The 17,987-nt window shown below is 32.2% G+C and carries 14 protein-coding genes; 8 read left to right on the top strand and 6 right to left on the bottom strand.

Going from position 1 to position 17,987, the window contains the following annotated elements; all coding sequences use genetic code 11:
* Positions 1 to 115: 115 nt before the first annotated feature.
* The 8 genes from GQR95_RS01420 (at position 116) to GQR95_RS01385 (ending at position 13,820) form a co-directional block, all read left to right on the top strand.
* Positions 116 to 3,082, top strand: coding sequence for a type I restriction endonuclease subunit R (locus GQR95_RS01420; RefSeq protein WP_159021468.1), 2,967 nt, complete (start codon positions 116 to 118; stop codon positions 3,080 to 3,082).
* On the top strand, positions 3,075 to 4,406 hold the full coding sequence (locus tag GQR95_RS01415; protein WP_159021467.1) for a restriction endonuclease subunit S: 1,332 nt from the start codon (positions 3,075 to 3,077) through the stop codon (positions 4,404 to 4,406). The genes GQR95_RS01420 and GQR95_RS01415 overlap by 8 nt, the downstream gene beginning before the upstream one ends.
* Positions 4,407 to 4,409: 3 nt before the next feature.
* On the top strand, positions 4,410 to 5,480 hold the full coding sequence (locus tag GQR95_RS01410) for an AAA family ATPase (protein WP_047790785.1): 1,071 nt from the start codon (positions 4,410 to 4,412) through the stop codon (positions 5,478 to 5,480).
* Between the two features lie 11 nt (positions 5,481 to 5,491).
* Positions 5,492 to 7,144: a type I restriction-modification system subunit M gene (locus GQR95_RS01405; protein WP_159021466.1), complete on the top strand. Its 1,653-nt coding sequence runs from the start codon at positions 5,492 to 5,494 to the stop codon at positions 7,142 to 7,144.
* A gap of 128 nt (positions 7,145 to 7,272) precedes the next feature.
* A complete protein-coding gene (locus GQR95_RS01400) occupies positions 7,273 to 9,717 on the top strand; it encodes an McrB family protein (protein ID WP_159021465.1) in 2,445 nt (814 codons plus the stop codon).
* Complete coding sequence (locus tag GQR95_RS01395) at positions 9,710 to 11,068, top strand: McrC family protein (protein ID WP_159021464.1); 1,359 nt, start codon at positions 9,710 to 9,712, stop codon at positions 11,066 to 11,068. Before GQR95_RS01400 ends, GQR95_RS01395 begins: the two co-directional genes overlap by 8 nt.
* Before the next feature lie 1,012 nt (positions 11,069 to 12,080).
* Entirely contained in the window at positions 12,081 to 13,043 is a 963-nt protein-coding gene (locus tag GQR95_RS01390) for an endonuclease/exonuclease/phosphatase family protein (protein ID WP_159021463.1), read from the top strand.
* Positions 13,044 to 13,082: 39 nt separating this feature from the next.
* Complete coding sequence (locus GQR95_RS01385) at positions 13,083 to 13,820, top strand: SOS response-associated peptidase (RefSeq protein ID WP_159021462.1); 738 nt, start codon at positions 13,083 to 13,085, stop codon at positions 13,818 to 13,820.
* A 3-nt stretch (positions 13,821 to 13,823) separates the two neighbouring features.
* Here GQR95_RS01385 and GQR95_RS01380 read toward each other — a convergent pair whose 3' ends face one another.
* The 6 genes from GQR95_RS01380 to GQR95_RS01355 form a co-directional block, all read right to left on the bottom strand.
* Positions 13,824 to 14,099, bottom strand: coding sequence for a hypothetical protein (locus GQR95_RS01380; RefSeq protein WP_233265972.1), 276 nt, complete (start codon positions 14,097 to 14,099; stop codon positions 13,824 to 13,826).
* A gap of 97 nt (positions 14,100 to 14,196) precedes the next feature.
* Entirely contained in the window at positions 14,197 to 15,051 is an 855-nt protein-coding gene (locus tag GQR95_RS01375) for a DUF4138 domain-containing protein (RefSeq protein ID WP_159021460.1), read from the bottom strand.
* The gene (gene traM, locus GQR95_RS01370; RefSeq protein ID WP_159024199.1) at positions 15,048 to 15,980 is read right to left on the bottom strand and encodes a conjugative transposon protein TraM; all 933 of its coding nucleotides are present in this window, start codon (positions 15,978 to 15,980) and stop codon (positions 15,048 to 15,050) included. The genes GQR95_RS01375 and traM overlap by 4 nt, the downstream gene beginning before the upstream one ends.
* On the bottom strand, positions 15,961 to 16,584 hold the full coding sequence (locus GQR95_RS01365; protein ID WP_159021459.1) for a conjugal transfer protein TraK: 624 nt from the start codon (positions 16,582 to 16,584) through the stop codon (positions 15,961 to 15,963). Before GQR95_RS01365 ends, traM begins: the two co-directional genes overlap by 20 nt.
* Before the next feature lie 11 nt (positions 16,585 to 16,595).
* A complete protein-coding gene (locus GQR95_RS01360; RefSeq protein ID WP_159021458.1) occupies positions 16,596 to 17,438 on the bottom strand; it encodes a hypothetical protein in 843 nt (280 codons plus the stop codon).
* A 2-nt stretch (positions 17,439 to 17,440) separates the two neighbouring features.
* Positions 17,441 to 17,959 (bottom strand): conjugal transfer protein, encoded by a 519-nt coding sequence (locus GQR95_RS01355; protein ID WP_159021457.1) that lies wholly within the window; start codon positions 17,957 to 17,959, stop codon positions 17,441 to 17,443.
* Between the last annotated feature and the right edge of the window lie 28 nt (positions 17,960 to 17,987).

Raw genomic sequence — 17,987 nt, 5'->3', positions numbered from 1 at the left:
CAATATATTTAATGGCTATTAATATTGAAATTAGAAATACCAATTTTGTGTTTTTTAAGGTTAAACCTAAATCTTTTAAAATCAGAATTAAGAGCCAAATACCAAAGATTAACAAATGAATATCTTAAAAGAATCAGATATAGAATATGGACTTGTAGGAAAACTACAAGACTTAAAATACACCTATCGTAAAGATATTAGAACTAAAAGTGCTTTAGAATTAAATTTCAGAGAGAAGTTTGAAGCATTGAACAGGGTTAAGTTAACTGATGCTGAATTTGATAAATTACTGACTGAAATAATAAATCCAGATGTATTTAAAGCCTCTAATCATTTAAGAAAAAGAAATACATTTATTAGAGAAGATGATACACCATTGCATTATACGCTGGTAAATATAAAAGATTGGTGTAAAAATGATTTTGAAGTTATCAATCAGCTTCGTATGAATACAGAAAATAGTAATCATAGATATGATGTTATTTTATTGATAAACGGATTACCACTTGTACAGATTGAGTTAAAAACTTTAGAGATTAGTCCTAATCGTGCAATGCAACAAATAGTAGACTATAAAAATGATGCAGGAAACGGATATACCAGTTCGTTAATGTGTTTTATGCAATTATTTATAGTAAGTAATCAATCAAGAACCTTTTACTTTTCTAATAATAACAACAAACATTTTGCTTTTAATGCAGACGAGCAGTTTTTACCTGTGTACACCTTAGCAAAAGAAGATAATTCTAAAATCAATAATCTATTCGATTTTACCGATAAGTTTTTAGCAAAGTGTACCCTAGGCGAAATGATAAGTCGCTATATGGTTTTAGTTGAAACCGAACAGAAAATATTGGTAATGCGACCGTATCAAATTTATGCAGTAAAGGCTATCGTAGATTGTATTGAACAAGACAGAGGTAACGGATATATCTGGCATACTACAGGAAGTGGAAAAACACTAACTTCTTTTAAGGCTTCTACACTTTTAAAAGATAATGATGATATTGAAAAATGTTTGTTTGTAGTCGATAGAAAAGATTTAGATAGGCAGACAAGAGAAGAATTTAATAAATTTCAAGAAGGTAGTGTAGAGGAAAATACCAATACAAAAACATTGGTCAAAAGAATGTTGTCTACAGATTATGCAGATAAGGTAATTGTAACAACGATTCAAAAATTAGGTTTAGCGTTAGATACTAACAATGATAAAAATTATATAGAACATTTAGAACCTCTAAAAGATAAACGTGTAGTATTTATTTTTGACGAGTGTCATCGTTCACAATTTGGAGAAAACCATAAAGCAATTGTAGAGTTCTTTCCTAAAGCACAACTATTCGGTTTTACAGGAACACCTATTTTTGAGGAAAATGCAACTTATAAAACTATTGAAGGAGAAACAGCATCCTACAAAACTACAGAAGATGTATTTCAAAAAGAATTACACGCATATACTATTACCAATGCAATAGAAGATAAAAATGTACTACGTTTTCATATCGACTATTTTAAACCAGAAGAAAAAGTAACGGTAGGTGATGATTTACATAAGTTAGCGGTAACAAAAGCAATACTAGAGAAACACGATAAAGCAACACATTACAAACGTTTCAATGCGGTATTTGCTACTGCTTCTATAAATGATGCTATTCAGTATTACCAAACCTTTAAAAAACTACAAGCAGAGAAAGTAAAGGAGAATGAAGATTATAAACCTTTACAAATAGCGTGTGTGTTTTCACCACCAGCAGAAGGCAATAAAGATGTTCAGCAATTACAAGAGGATTTACCTCAAGAAAAAGCAGATAATACAGTAGAACCTAATAAAAAGAAAGAAGCTTTAAATACTATTATAGCAGATTACAATAAGCAATACAATACAAACCATAGAATAGCAGATTTCGATTTATACTATCAAGATGTTCAGCAACGTATAAAAGACCAAAAATATACAAATGCAGACTATGCTCACAAAAACAAAATTGATGTGATGATAGTGGTAGATATGTTATTAACTGGTTTTGATTCTAAGTATTTAAATACATTATATGTAGATAAAAATTTAAAATATCACGGTTTAATACAAGCCTATTCTCGTACCAATAGAGTAATAAACGATACAAAGCCTTATGGTAATATTTTAGTGTTTAGAGACCAGGAAGAAGAAGTAAATAAAGCAATGATTCGTTTCTCTGGAGCTAAAATAGAAAAAGCAAAAGAAATTTGGCTAGTAGATGCAGCACCTAAAGTAATAGAAAAATATAAAGAGGCTGTAGAACAATTAAACCAATTTATGCAGGCAAAAGGTTTAGACTGCTCACCTTCAGAAGTGGGCAATTTAAAAGGAGATGAGGCTCGTGCAGGTTTTATAAATGCGTTTAAAGAAATACAACGTTATAAAACACAATTAGACCAATATACGGACTTAGGAGTAGAACAAGCTGAAACAATTGAAGCATTATTACCTACAGATGATTTGCGTTCTTTTAAATCGGTGTATTTAGATACCGCTAAACGTTTACAGGCAGAACAAAAGAAAAAGGGAGACCAAGCTCCAGATGATGTACAACAATTAGATTTTGAATTTGTACTCTTTTCTTCTGCAGTAATAGATTACGATTATATCATTGGTTTAATAGCCAAATACACGCAAAACAAACCATCTAAACATAAAATGACACGTGAAGAACTAATAAACCTATTAGGTTCTAGTGCCAATTTAATGGACGAACGTGAAGATATTATTGCCTATATAAACAGCTTAAAGGTTGGTGTGAGTTTAGATGAAAAAGACATACGTGAGGGATATCAAAAATTTAAAGATGAAAAATCAGCAAAAGAAATACAAACTATTGCAAATAAACACGGTTTAACAGCCGAAAGCCTAAATGCTTTTATAAAGGAAATACTAAATCGTATAATTTTTGATGGCGAAAAACTAACCGATTTATTAGAACCTTTAGAGTTAGGTTGGAAAGACCGAAGCCTAAAAGAACAAGCCATAATGGAAGACTTAATTCCTTTATTAAATAAACTAGCCCAAGGGCGGGAAATAGCTGGATTAAATGCTTATGAATAAAGAAAAACAAAAACTAGTTCCTGAATTGCGTTTTCCTGAGTTTAAAAATGATGGGGATTGGACAATTGAACCTTTTAATGAAGTGTATTCTTTTAAAATCACTAATTCATTTTCTAGAGATAAATTAAACTACGAAAATGGAACAGTAAAAAACATTCATTATGGTGATATACATACTAAGTTTTCAACACATTTTGATATTACAAAAGAAAACGTACCATATATTAATCCAGATATATCTATTGAAAGAATAGATAAAGAAAATTATTGTGAAGAAGGAGATTTAGTAATTGCCGATGCTTCTGAAGATATAGATGATATTGGTAAAAGTATTGAAATAATAAATTTAAATAAAGAAAAGCTACTTGCAGGTTTACATACCTTTCTCGCAAGACCAATTAATTCTAAAATTACAATTAGTTTCGGCGGTCATTTGTTTAAATCCGAAGGTATTATAATTCAAATAAAAAAAGAAGCACAAGGAGCTAAAGTATTGGGCATATCGAAAGGGAGGCTTGCTAATTTGGATATTTATTATCCTGAAAACGAAAAAGAACAACAAAAAATAGCCAATTGTCTATCTTCATTAGACAATCTAATAACAGCAGAAACCGAAAAACTAGACTGTTTGAAAGACCATAAAAAAGGGTTATTACAACAGCTATTTCCTGCAATTGGTGAAACAAAACCGCAATTTCGTTTTTCAGAGTTTGAGAATGATGAAGATTGGGAAGAGAAATGTGTAAATGATTTTTTTGAAGTTGGCTCGAGTAAGCGCGTTTTACAGAAAGACTGGATAAAAGAAGGGGTTCCATTTTATAGAACCAGAGAGTTGGTTTCGTTGAGTAAAAATGAACCGTTTGGTAGTGAAATCTACATATCTGAAGAATTATTTTTAGAGCTTTCTAAAAAATATGGTATTCCAAAAGCTGGTGATTTTTTAGTTAGTGGTGTTGGTACACTTGGCATATTATATCAAGTAAAAGAAAATGACAAATTTTACTTTAAAGATGGTAATGTTATATGGTTTAAACTTATGAGTGGCATTGTATCAGATTATTTCAAACATTGTTTTCATACCAAATTTTTCCAAAAGCAAATCTTTGGACAATCCTCTGCTTCAACAGTTGGCACTTACACAATAAGTAATGCAAGAAAAACAAAATTTTGGAAACCAATCAGAAAAGAAGAACAACAAAAAATAGCCAATTGTTTATCTAGTGCAGACGATTTAATAGAAGCACAAAAAAATAAAATAGAAACTTTATATGCTCACAAAAAAGGTTTAATGCAGCAGATGTTTCCTAAAACAACAAACATTTAAATTATGACATTACAAGAAGTTACAGATAATTTCATAAGTGCAAAAGAAAATATATATTTAGTATATGCTTTTAATGGTACTGGTAAAACTCGATTGTCAGTAAACTTAAAGGATTCATTAAAACTTAAAGATGGTTCCCATCAAGGTGTTTATTTCAATGCTTATAGTGAAGATTTATTTGTTTGGGATAATGATAAAATTGAATTAAATATAATTCAAAGTTCGATAAGTGACTATCATCAATATATGGGTACTGAGGTTGATGTTCATAATAAACTTAAATATTATGATATAAGCTTTGATTTCAGATTCAATCTTGTACAGGATGATAATCCAGAATTGGGATGGAAGTCAGTTTCATTTTTTAGACCTGATGACGAAGAAGCGAATATTAAAATTTCAAGAGGTGAAGAAAAAATATTTATTTGGTGTTGGTTTTTAACTTTATTTGAAGTCAATGAATTAGTTGAAAGTCAAGATAAATATATTTTTATAGATGATCCTGTATCTAGTTTAGATGACAATAACATTTTTAATACTGCTCGTTTATTATTAGACCTTTTTAAAGAAAAAGTTGATGGCACTAAAATAGTACTAACTACTCATCACGCAGGTTTATTTTCTATATTGACAAGTTGGTTAAGGAAGGGGGACAATGCTGCAATCTTTAAAACTAAAGATGAAAAAGGTAACGAAATCAATAAATTTATAGCAAGAATACTTGAGAAAAAAGATGAAGATTATAAACTTAAATCAACAAAAAAAGGAAGCTTCTTTTACCATTTGGTTTTGGTTGACATTCTTAAAGAAGCTGTAGCATCAGATGATTTAGATTTTCAGCATTTTGCTTTTTTAAGGCAGTTGTTAGAAACAATAAGTTCTTTTTTAGGTAAGCCTAGATTCAGTTATGCATTAGAAAAGTTAGAAGTTTCAGAACCTAGTACAAAAACAGATATTATAAATGCTAGGTCTCACGAGTTTTATAATCAAAAAGCATCTTTCTTAGATGGACCAGACAAGCAAGTAATTATAGATGTAATGGATGCAATTGATAGCAAATTTAAATTTGCTTAAAAATATTAATTATGACAGCAAAACAAAAACAAGCAGAATTAGGTAAAGCACTTTGGGATATAGCTAACGATTTAAGAGGTGCAATGAATGCAGATGATTTTCGTGATTATATGCTTTCATTTTTATTTTTACGGTATTTATCTGATAATTATGAAGGTTCAGTAAAAAAAGAATTAGGTTCAGATTATCCAAACTTGGTTGAGGATGATAAACGTACACCGCTATCAGTTTGGTATGAAAATAATCCAAGTGATATAGAGCCTTTCGAAAAACAAATGCGTAGAAAAGTGCATTATGTTATAGAGCCTAAATATTTATGGCATAGTATTTCTGAATTAGCACGCACTCAAAATGAAGATTTATTAAGGGACTTACAAAAAGGATTTAAACACATCGAAAATGATTCGTTTGAGAGTTCTTTTAAAGGCTTATTCTCAGAAATTAATTTAGATTCAGAAAAACTAGGAAAAACTTACGAAGAAAGAAATAAGAAGCTGTGTAAAATCATTCAAAAAATATCAGAAGGTATCGCCGATTTTTCAACAGATAGCGATACACTTGGTGATGCTTACGAGTATTTAATTGGTGAGTTTGCAGCAGGTTCTGGTAAAAAGGCAGGTGAATTTTATACACCGCAACAAATCTCTACAATCCTATCCGAAATAGTAACATTAGATAGTCAAAATCCAAAAGCAGGTAAAAAGAAAAAACTGAATAGAGTACTAGATTTTGCTTGTGGTTCAGGTTCTTTACTTTTAAATGTAAAAGACAAAATAGAAAAAGGAGGCGGTACAATTAGTAGAATTTACGGTCAAGAAAAAAACATAACAACATACAACTTAGCACGTATGAATATGTTATTGCACGGTGTAAAAGATTCAGAATTTGAAATATTTCACGGTGATACCTTAAAAAACGAATGGGATTTATTAAATGAAATGAATCCAGCTAAAAAAACAACCTTTGATGCTATTGTAGCAAATCCACCATTTAGTTTACGTTGGGATGCATCTGAAGCAATGGGTGAAAATTTCCGTTTTAAGAATTATGGTTTAGCACCTAAATCAGCAGCAGATTTTGCTTTCTTATTGCACGGTTTACACTTTTTAAGTGATGAAGGTACAATGGCTATTATTTTACCACACGGTGTTTTATTTAGAGGTGGTGCAGAACAACGTATAAGAGAAAAACTACTGAAAGATGGAAATATAGATACAGTAATTGGTTTACCTTCAAATCTATTCTTTTCAACTGGTATTCCTGTATGTATATTAGTGTTGAAGAAATGTAAAAAAGATGATGATGTATTATTTATAAATGCGAGTGAACATTATAAAAAAGAAAAGCGTCAAAATATTTTACGTGATGGTACGGTAGATGGTGCAATAGACCCAAAAGAGCCTAATGATATTCAAGAAATAGTAGACACCTATAAAAACAGGCCAGAGAAAATAGAACGCTATGCACGTAGAGTATCAATGGAAGAAATCGAAAAAAACGATTTTAATCTTAATATATCTAGGTATGTTAGTACAGCAAAACCAGAGTCAATCATTAACTTAAAAGAAGTGAATGAGAAACTTGCTGATATAGAAAAGAAAGCAGCAAAAGCTTTGAATGAACATAATGAGTATTTAAAGGAGTTGGGATTGGAGAAGATTTAATTTTACGATTCAGCATTGCTCAGTAAATAGAAATTAGGTTTAAAACTGACCGTCAATATACACCTTGATTCCAAATAAGAATTAAAAGGACTTAGAGTATTTAAAAACCGATTTGGAATAAAATTATAATGGAAAATATTTTAGTAAATAACATAATAGAAAAAGCAAAACGATTAAATAAGCTTAAAGTTAATGAGGCTAGTCTTTTCGAGTATGTAAATAAAAATCATGATAATTTAGAAGAGGTAATAGAGCAGTATACGCCAGTATCCGAGTTTAGACCTGTTAAAACCTTACGGTTTTTAATAGCTAACGAGTTAAGACAAGGAAAGACCATTGGTAAAACAGAGATTGATGATTTAAAACAAGCTATCGAAAATAGAGATATCTCTGCTTATTACCATTTTAACGAAACCCTTCAACAAAGTTTAACCAATTATAAAAATAGTAAATCGGGTATGTTTCCTAATTGGAAAGATGCTTTCAAAATACTATTTCCTTTTGTTTACAGCATCTCCGATAATGTCCAAATAAAGGAGCAGTTGGAAGTAATGGCTAATGAGATTGTTGAAGCTAACAATCTACAAAATATTCAAAAACATAAAGTAAGTTTTCAAGGTTCAAATAACTATGGTTCAGATAGTGTGTGGGTAGCCATTATACCCGAGTCTTCACCAAGTGTGCAATATGCGTATCAGTTGTTTTTTTCCATAACTAAAAATGGTATTGTTGGTGGGGTGCATAAAGGGCATAACCTAACAAAGCAGGAATTTTTAAATCAAGATGAAAAATTTACATCCTGGACTGATTTTATAAAACATACACAGCAAAACAAAACACTTTGGGAAGAAAGTAATGAAGGCGTTAATTTTATATTTATAAACGATGAGAATATTTTTAAAAAGGTATTAAAGAACATCAATACCATAGCATTAGGGCAATACTATGCTGTGATAGATAAATTTAAATCAGATTTAGAATTACAGGACCAGGAGAATTTGGTATTTAGTACGGCTCAGAAAAGGTTGAGTTTTCAGGTAGGAAAACGCTATTGCTTAAATGTGAAAAAAGAGGTGTTCGATTTTATTTCGAACGAGGTTATAGAAGAGGACCAGGGGAAAAAAGAAATATTTACGAGTAATACAGGGAGCGATTATTTGTATAAAGAGCGAAAAATTGACATGGTGCTTAGTAATTATGACGATATTAAAAGAGCCGTAGAAAATGAAATAGAAAGAGATAAGCATACAGATGCTAAAGAATATGATAATAGTGCTTTTAGAAAATCTGTTTTCGATAAAGAGTATCGTATGAAAATATTCACTCAATTAGGAATTTCGTATGCTGAAAATATCGATATGCAAAACATAATGAAAGACCACAATTCTAACAAGATAAGTGTAGAGCCTAGAGAAACCTATAAAGCGCCCTTAAACCAAATTTTTTACGGGCCTCCAGGAACAGGTAAAACCTATAATACGATTTTAGAAGCGGCTAAAATAATTAAGGAAGAAGCATCAATAAATTATATTGAAGCTTTACAAGTCTTTAATGATAATTTAGGTGATAAAATAGAGTTCATAACTTTTCATCAAAACTATAGCTACGAAGATTTTATTCAAGGATTGAGACCAGATGTTGAAATTGGGGGTGAATTATCATTTTTTAAAAGTGATGGTGTTTTTAAGAAAATAGCAGATAGAGCATTAAAAAATGCTAAAGATTCTGAAAATCCTGATTCAGCCAAAAAAGATTTTTTAGAGGTTTTTATGGAGTTAATAAAACCACTTCAAGAAGGTGACACTAATGAAGTAGAGGTTAAGATGAAACAGACTTCATTTTACATTACAGAAGTTGGAGAAAAATCTATAGAATTTAGAAAAAATCAAGGAGAATCTAAACATTCGCTTAGTATTGCTACTTTAAAAAAAATGTATGACGCAGGTGAAAATAAAATTATTTTAGGAGGGCTTCAGCCCTATTATAATCCCATTTTAAATGAACTGTTACAGCAAGGAAAAAGAAATGTAGAACAAGTTATAAAGCAGAACTACGTCATTATAATAGATGAAATAAACAGAGCCAATATTTCAAGGGTGTTTGGCGAATTAATAACGCTTATTGAAAAAGACAAACGCTCTGAAGGTAAAATACCACTTATGGCAACCTTGCCATCTGGCGATAAGTTTATTGTACCTTCTAATTTATATATTATTGGTACTATGAATACGGCAGATAAGTCTATTGCGCTTTTAGATATAGCACTAAGAAGACGTTTCGAATTTGTGCCTATGTATCCGAACTCTCAATCTACACCAGATAAAATAGTATATGATGTAACAATCCTTGATGCCATAAATAAAGAAGTTATATCCAGAAAAGGGTATGATTTTACCATTGGTCATTCTTATTTTATGGGAGAGGATTATAATTTAGAAAATACCATAAATAATAAGGTAGTGCCTTTACTCTTAGAGTATTTTATGAATGATGTTGAAGAGGTTAAAAAAATATTGCAGCTAGCTAAGATTATTGTAGATGGATGGCCAATGAGATACGTGAGTAATGATTAACCTCTTCGAATATAAAAATAAATCAGATTTTCCCCATCAGTATTTCGATGATTTGGAAGTATTCTTGGACGATATTTGGGCTAAACGTGAAAAGTCAAACTATTATAATACTGAAGAAGATAATAGAGTAGAACAACAACGATTTATACAATTCTTACACAAAACAAAAACCTTAAAGTCTAATAAATATGTTGGTGTAATTCATTTTAAAGAGCAAACCATTAATCTATTACCAAAGATTTTTTATAAAGGAGAAGAGCCGACAGAGAATGATGTTAAAACTATAAATAAACATATTCTGTGGTGGTTAAGTTATTGCAGGAAATTAAAGTTTCCTAATTATGTCTCTAGCTTAAATAAAGAAAAGGCCGATTTCTTCGAAATCCTTGTGTATTTGTTTAGTAAATATACCAGAGAATTACTAAACTCTGCGATATATCAAAACTACTCAGATGTTAATGAGGAGCTTTCTTATGTAAAAGGACGTATTGATTTTCCGGCATATATTAAGAATAATCTATCTCGGGCTAGAAACCATAAAGTATCCTGCGCTTTTGATGCGTTTATAATGGATAATGAATTTAATAGAGGTGTTAAATATGTGTCTAAACTGTTATTGTCGTTAACAAAAGAAGACCAAAGCAGGCGATTTTTAAATGATATAATATTTATTCTAAATGAGGTAAAAGGTGAGCCCGTGTCTTCAGACCAAATGAAAAGAATGTCCTTTAATCCAATGTTTTCAAGTTTTGAAACTATTCGCGATTATTGCATATTGTTTTTAGAGAATAGTGTGTCGTTTAATTATAAAAGCGATTTAAAATTATTCGCTTTTCTGTTACCAATGGAATATGTGTTCGAAGACTTTATATTTGGTTTTATCGATAAGGAAATTGAAGACATAAAGGCAAAAGCTCAAGTAAGCAAGAACTATCTAGATGTAGACGAAAACTTTAAACTGAAACCCGATTTATTTTTGCAAATAGGAGATCGCAAATGCATTGCCGATACCAAATATAAAATTGTATATACTGATGAAACAGATCCCAAGAAAGGGATATCTCAAAACGATCTATATCAAATGTTAGCTTATGCTGTTAGAAACAATGTAGATGAGGTATTGTTATATTATCCGAATACGATAACTAGATATCAAGAAAAAGTATCCGAAATTAAAATTGTAGATGAATTGGCAGGAAGTAAAACCATTGAAATTAGATCGCATCAATTGCCTATAATTAATGTAAATCTTTTTAACCAAGAATTTCAAGGTACAGCAACACTTACCACTGATTTTTTACAAACCAAATTAGAACTCATTAAAGCCATTAAAATAACTCTACAGTTATAAATAAGCTTTGGTTAAATATCATTTGTGGGCAGGTAATAAGGTGTTCGGCTGTCGCTCTATTTTGCTCCATAAAACATATTTGCAAGCCCATTTTTGTATGCCGTTGTCATCTCGAGCGCAGTCAAGAGATCTCATAACCTAGAAACCTATAGTAAACAAAGGCTTGCATATACCATAACCAAAACCACTGCGGTGACACATCCTCGTTGGCTCTGGTTATTTGTTTTATTTCACACATGCCACAACAACCTCACCCGTAGCTACTTTTGTACCCCAAACCCCAAAAGGTAGGCGTACTGCATAATTTAAATACCATTCAGCCCTATACAAGGTATCAAATTAAGACATACTGTAAAGCAAATATGTAATGCAGTACGTGTAATATATAATTGGGGTACAACCGCTACTTCTTGCTATGCGAGCCTGCGGGGCACAATGGGCGCCACCCAAAACACAATCATTCAAACTCCGTATAATCCTTAAGTGTATATAATCTGGATTAAAAATTGACTAAAATTGGAACAAAGGTTTTGGGCGTACAGCTGTCACAGTTTTTGCTATTATAATCATGATAACGTGTCTACATAATGGGCTTTAGTACAATGGCATAAATAAAGCATAATGTACAATGAATAATGTTGCGATGCCATCAACCTAAACCCCTAGTAAGTAAGAGCCTGTATTTATAAGATGCGTTGCCGTCCCGGACAACACGTTATGCCAATACAGGCACTTATCTTGAACATCAAATGAAAGGTAAAAAAATAAAAGCAAAAACGGCGCCAGCCCGTGTAAACATAGCTATGGGGCGCACTTATGCTTAAGGCAACGTGCTTACTCCCCAAATCACCCAAGTGCCGCTCGCAGTCGGCTCGAGCCTTCTGGATTACCTGCTTTGTTTAAATAAAATTCAGTATTTTTTAACTTATAATCACATTAATATGTTAGTTAAAATATTGTTTTTCAGTGAATTGTATTTGTTTGATTGAAATAATAGTTTTATTTTTAAGCGATGCCAACTATAGATAACATACCACCTACTGATGTTCAAAAAAATATTGAACTATTAAAAGATGACCTGGATAATAAAATCCCTTCAAAGAAGTTAGACGAAAATTTACTAATTGCAAGTTGGAATATAAGAGCCTTTGGCAATTTAACACGAAAATGGGTAAGCGATGATGATGATAGCCCCAAACGCGACTTACATGCCATATTATGCATCGCAGAAATCATAAAAAGGTTTGACGTTATTGCTATACAAGAAGTAAAAGCAAATATCAGAGCCCTTCGAGACACTTTAAAAATTTTAGGAAACAATTGGTCCTTAATATTATCAGATGTAAATAAAGGAGACTCTGGTAATGGGGAACGCATGGCGTATTTATTCGATACAAGAAGGGTGCAAATGTCGGGACTTGCGGGAGAATTAGTAGTGCCAAATGAATGGGTGAAAACAGCATCACAGGAGGCATTAACAGAACAGTTTGTAAGAACTCCTTATGCTGTAAGTTTTAAATCTAACCATCAAACCTTCATCTTAATTACACTTCATATTTTATATGGCAAAAAATCAAGTGATAGAGTAAACGAATTAAAAGGAATTGCAAAATGGTTAGCAGATTGGGCTAAAGACATTAATGCATATCATCAAAACCTAATTGCGTTAGGGGATTTTAATATTGATAAAAGAGGTGATATTTTAGATCAAACCTTTTTCTCAGAAGGCCTTTATGTGCCGCCACAACTACAAAATGAAAATGTTACGAGATCCATTTTTAATGAAACAAAATATTACGACCAAATTGCTTGGTTTAATGGTCTTGAAAATCAACCTAAATTATCAATGGAATTTATAAAGGGGGGTAACTACGATTTTGTGGGCAAGGCTTTGGTAAATAGGGATTTGTCTAAACTTAGTTTGTCCTACCATATTTCAGACCATTATCCTTTATGGGCAGAATTTGAATTATAAGCTTCAATAAGAAAAATCTAACTTTACCAATAACCAACCATGTGTTTCCACACCTCACAAACTAAAAAAGTTAAGACCTTAGAAAAAAGATTTGGTGTTAAAATAAGTGATGCAGCTTTAGTAGATCATTTCGATAAACCACAATATCATTTAAATGGTTTTGCACATCCAAATATGTTAGTGATTCCTCAACAAAAATCAGAGGTATTGGCCCCAGGTGTGTGGGGTATCGTCCCTGAAAATAAGAATAAAGACGAGATTACAAGTTATTATAAAGAAGCAGTAAAATTTGGAGGCGGTTTAAATGCACGTTCCGAAAAAGCGTTTCAGCATTTCGTCTATAAAAACGCGATATTGGAAAAACGTTGCATAATTCCAGTATCAGGTTTTTTTGAACCACATGAATATAAAGGGAAAAAGTATCCGTATCATTTTAAAAATGAAGATGATTCTCCCATGGCCCTTGCTGGATTATATAGTGTAATAGATACCTTTATAACATTTACAATCTTAACAAAGGAAGCTTCTCCTTTATTTGCTAAAATTCATAACAAAAAAAATAGACAACCTTTATTATTAGATGAAGAACAGTCAGGGTATTGGTTGGCAAATGACACTCATGAAAATCACGTAAAAGATATCCTCAAATTTAGTTACCCAGAATCTTTATTAGAAACATATCCAGTTAGTAAGGCATTATTCAGCCCTAAAGAAGATAGTAATATTTCAAGTATTATAGAGCGTGTGTATTACCCAGAGTTTAATGCGTTGTTTTGATGATTAAAAAGGCCCCCGCTTATGAGGTCCCTCCATATCAACTTTCCACTGATTATCCTCTTGAATTAATTTAAAAACTCCTGGAGTAGGATCGTAATCCGTACTGTATTTTATCCAAGTAACATCGCCATCTACAGCCTCGTCGATAATCTTAAAATTCATTTTGGAAGAGTCACTTTCTAGAAATAGAGCTTGTATGTTAAGCAAATTTGAATAACCTGCAGCCGTGGTGTGTTTTTTCATTGTTGGTGCATCGTCATGATAAAAACTTGTGGCCACAAGTTTTGCGGTTTCAGCTGGGGAATATGTTTTGGTTTCAGAACAAGATAAAAACATAAGGACGGAAATGATAAAGATGAGATGTTTCATAATGTTGTTAATTTGGATGATTAATAAATCGGTGCGATATTTTTAATTCTACGTTGCGTTCTCCTTGTTTTTCATTTAGCTCTAATACGGCTCTCCGGTCATCGGATAACGAAAACTTGGGTAATACATACACGAGTTTGGTCGTTTTATATCGGGCAATTTTTGACGGCATATTCTCTATGTAAATAGGCTCGAGGTATAGGCGTTGTAAGGATTTTTGTTTTCCTTTTTGTCGGGTTTCAACTGAAAGCTTCAAGAAATTCAAATCGTAATCTAAGCTTGATTTATTTTTAACCTGAATCACGAAATACAATTCTTCAGTATCAAAAACTATGTTTTCAACATTGAGTTCTATCCCTTGATATTGTTTTTTAATCTTACCAATACGTTGTTGCCTTTTAAAAAGGTAACGACAGAACCTTTGGTAGTAATAATCTCTACTATTAATTTTAGGTTCAACAGAATCAATAGGTTTTGGATTAAGCGTTTCAGGTCTTTCATTTCCAATGCTATTAGACAATGGAATAAAGTAATTGAATTGCGATAACTCTCTTTTATACTTTACAATATACGAAAAAATTGAACCGTCTTGATTGATTATCAGTAAATTACTGTCAATTCCTGGTTTGGCTTGTAGTAAACCTAAATAGTTTTGAGTTTCACGGTTAAAGGTAAAAACAAAATGATCGGCACCAGTTATGCCTTGACGAATAGGCTCAGGAAAAAAGAGCGCTACATTTTTAGTGTCATTGGCATAAATAGTATCCAGAGGTATAGGTTTATGTATGGAGCTTTGTGCTAAACTCGTCATTGAAAGAAGTAAAGCGAGTATTAGTATTGGTGTTAAAATATAAGTTCTCATAACGTTGTTGGTTTTAGAATGAGTTTATAATTGTTTAAAACCGTCACTTTTATGTTCCGGTTATTGCGTTTTAGAACCTTAGTAATACTTTCTACTTGAGGCACACTGGGAATATTGATATCACCAAGTACATCATCTATAACTTCAGTAGAAACTTCACCTCTAAAATTATTTTCAATGTAAATACCCTCACTGCCATCCTGAACATCGAATGCCTTTAGGTCTGTTTGGTGATGATTAATGGTCTTAATTTTAATTAAAGCACGATTCGTCTGAAAGGTTATAAATCCGAAGACAAGCATGTTTTTAGGCATAATTTTGTTATTAATTAAAGCCGCTTCAGTTAACCGCATCCGTAATCTGCTGTTCGCTTTAACTACCTGATCTCCATCCACAACAACATAAATAGATGTATCGGTATTTGCGGTTATATAATTATCGTTTGATTTTGGAGAAGCTGCAAAAAATAATTGATGTTCTAAACCTAGTTCCTTGGCTGCAATCTGTTGGTTCTTTTTTATAGCTATAGAATCTACGACCTGAACTATTTTAGGTTTGAAGTGCTTCTGACCTAAATTTTGATAGCTTACTTTTGAATATTTAATTTTTTCTGAAGCATAAATACTATCTACTATGCGTTCTTTTTCACGTTCTGGTAATTCAGGATCGAAAAAGCCTAAGGAGTCAATAAGTTTTTCATCGTAAATACTGGGTGCATTAGTTTCACGAACTTCTTTAAGATCGTTAATAGCGTCTAACTTAGAATTATATTCTTTTTGATTAGCTTCCAATTCAGGTACTTCGGTTTGCTGAAGACTTCCAGTTTCATTGTCGTCTTCTCCCATAATCATGACAGCGTATGATATGAGGAAAATGACGATTACGGCCAAAACCGTAGCAAACACGATTTTATTTTTTTCTATTTTCATCATTTAGTTTTTTAAGAGTGTTTTCAAAATAATCTGTTATCAATAATCCGTGTGGGTTGTTAGGAAAGTTTCTGTTCACGACCATAAGATGACCTGTAGAAACCAGTTCATAAGTGTCAATTATAGATCCTCTATTAATTTCAAAAATGGTAGTGGTGGTAAATTGGTATGTGCCATCAGTTTCAACAATATTAGAATTTATACTTAAAACTTTTTGTACCAAAGAGTATTGAAGTAGGCGGTTATATACGCCATCCGCTTTCTTTTGTCGGTATAAATTATCTACAGCACTGTTGCCTAACCACAGTGCTTTCTCTAAATTACGCTCATAATTGCTAGCATCAATATTATAGAAATAGGTGTGAAATAATTCTAAATGTGCTAAAGCTTCAATCTTGAAATTTTCTTTTTGAGTCACAAGTTTTAGCGGAATGATACTACCATCGGTATTGATGGCAAATGCACTATTAAGCGCTTTTTTGTTGGTGGAAAACGCAATCCAAACTGAAAAAGTACAGGTTAGAAATGTGCAGATTATGACAGCTAAAACTATAAGTCTATTGAGTTTTAAAATGGTATAAATGTTTTTATAAGGTGTTTTCATTTCGACTAGAATTAGTTGGTAAATAATCTAAGCGTAAAGGAGGTTGCTCGTCTGTATAGTTTAAATTTTAGAAATACAATAAAACCCACAGATCCCAATTGTACCACGGGAGCAAAGAAGCCTTGGCCGACATCTGTACCAAATAAATTGGTCCAAAATGAAGTATTGATTTCGGTATAAATGGCATTTATAAACACGTTGACCAAGAAAAAAGCAGGTACTAACATATAGACTGCAGCATATAATTTGAAAAAAGTGTATGCCAAAGACCGAAAGGCTGTGAAAACAGATAAACTGATTACAAGTGGAAAAAATGCCTGCATGATCCCTAATAGGAAATACCGCTCGGCTAAGAACAGCGGATAAATAAACAGGTCTAAAATCCAAAGAAAGAGACTGACAATAAATGCGAAAATCTTGAAGCCATACAAAGGTGTTACTAAGGCTTCATAAAGTAAGGTCATACCTTTTTTAGCGGCATCCATCAAGTTGATGTCTTCCTCTATCGGAAGGTCTTGCATTTGTAAAGGAAGCAGGGCGGGAGCCGTTCCACGATACTGTGCTTCTATAGAAACGAGGATAGCATCAAAAAAGCCTAGTAGTTGAGTTGAAAAGATCACCAACAGAACAACGGCGAAATTTTTCATCAAATCTCCAGGACTTAATCCCCAAGTGTACCCCTCTTTATTCGCGACGCCTTGATTATATTTATCCAAAATATTAACTAGAAAGAACATAACAGCAAGTGTTTTCATCCCGGCAATCGTGTATTGCGAGAAACTACTGCTTTGTATGGTTTGAAACACCGAATCGATGTATTCTAGCCCGATTCCTAATAGTATAGTTGTTGTCATTTTTAATACTGGGTGTCTCGGTTATTGATTTTATCCTGCATTTTTCTGAATGAAATAATATCTTGGTATCGCCTAGTTTTAGTACTCACACTGGCAACCATTTCTTTTGATTCCTCTTCTTTTTGATTTAGAATTTCTGTGCGTTCGGCATCACTCATTTTTAGGTAATCACTAGATAGAATTTGGTCTATAAAATCCATGACATCTAAAGAGTTTTCGACTATGGCCGTAAAGGAGTTCGAGACTCGAGCGACTTCATCGGGTTTTATATAAGGACTGTCCAAAATATCTTTTAAATCGCCTTGAAGTGCCGTAATCAGGTGCTGATTATTTTGTCCAATTTCACGTACAGCTTTTAGCTGCTTTACCACATCGTTTACCTTCTCGATGTTCTCTTTTTGAGTTTTTAGAAATTCGACCGTCTTTATTATGTTTGCCGTTTGTTTTCCGGATTCTATAAGTTGTTTTACAAGACTTACAAAATTGGTGTTGTCGTAGGTAGGCATACCTTGAGCTTCCATTCTTGTACAGTATAGAAGGGCAAGGGTG

Origin of the sequence: Formosa sp. L2A11 (assembly GCF_009796865.1) — a bacterium.
Classification (GTDB): Bacteria; Bacteroidota; Bacteroidia; order Flavobacteriales; family Flavobacteriaceae; genus Formosa.
The sequence above is the reverse complement of the archived record's forward strand: the minus strand, read 5'-3'. Positions and strand labels throughout refer to the sequence as shown.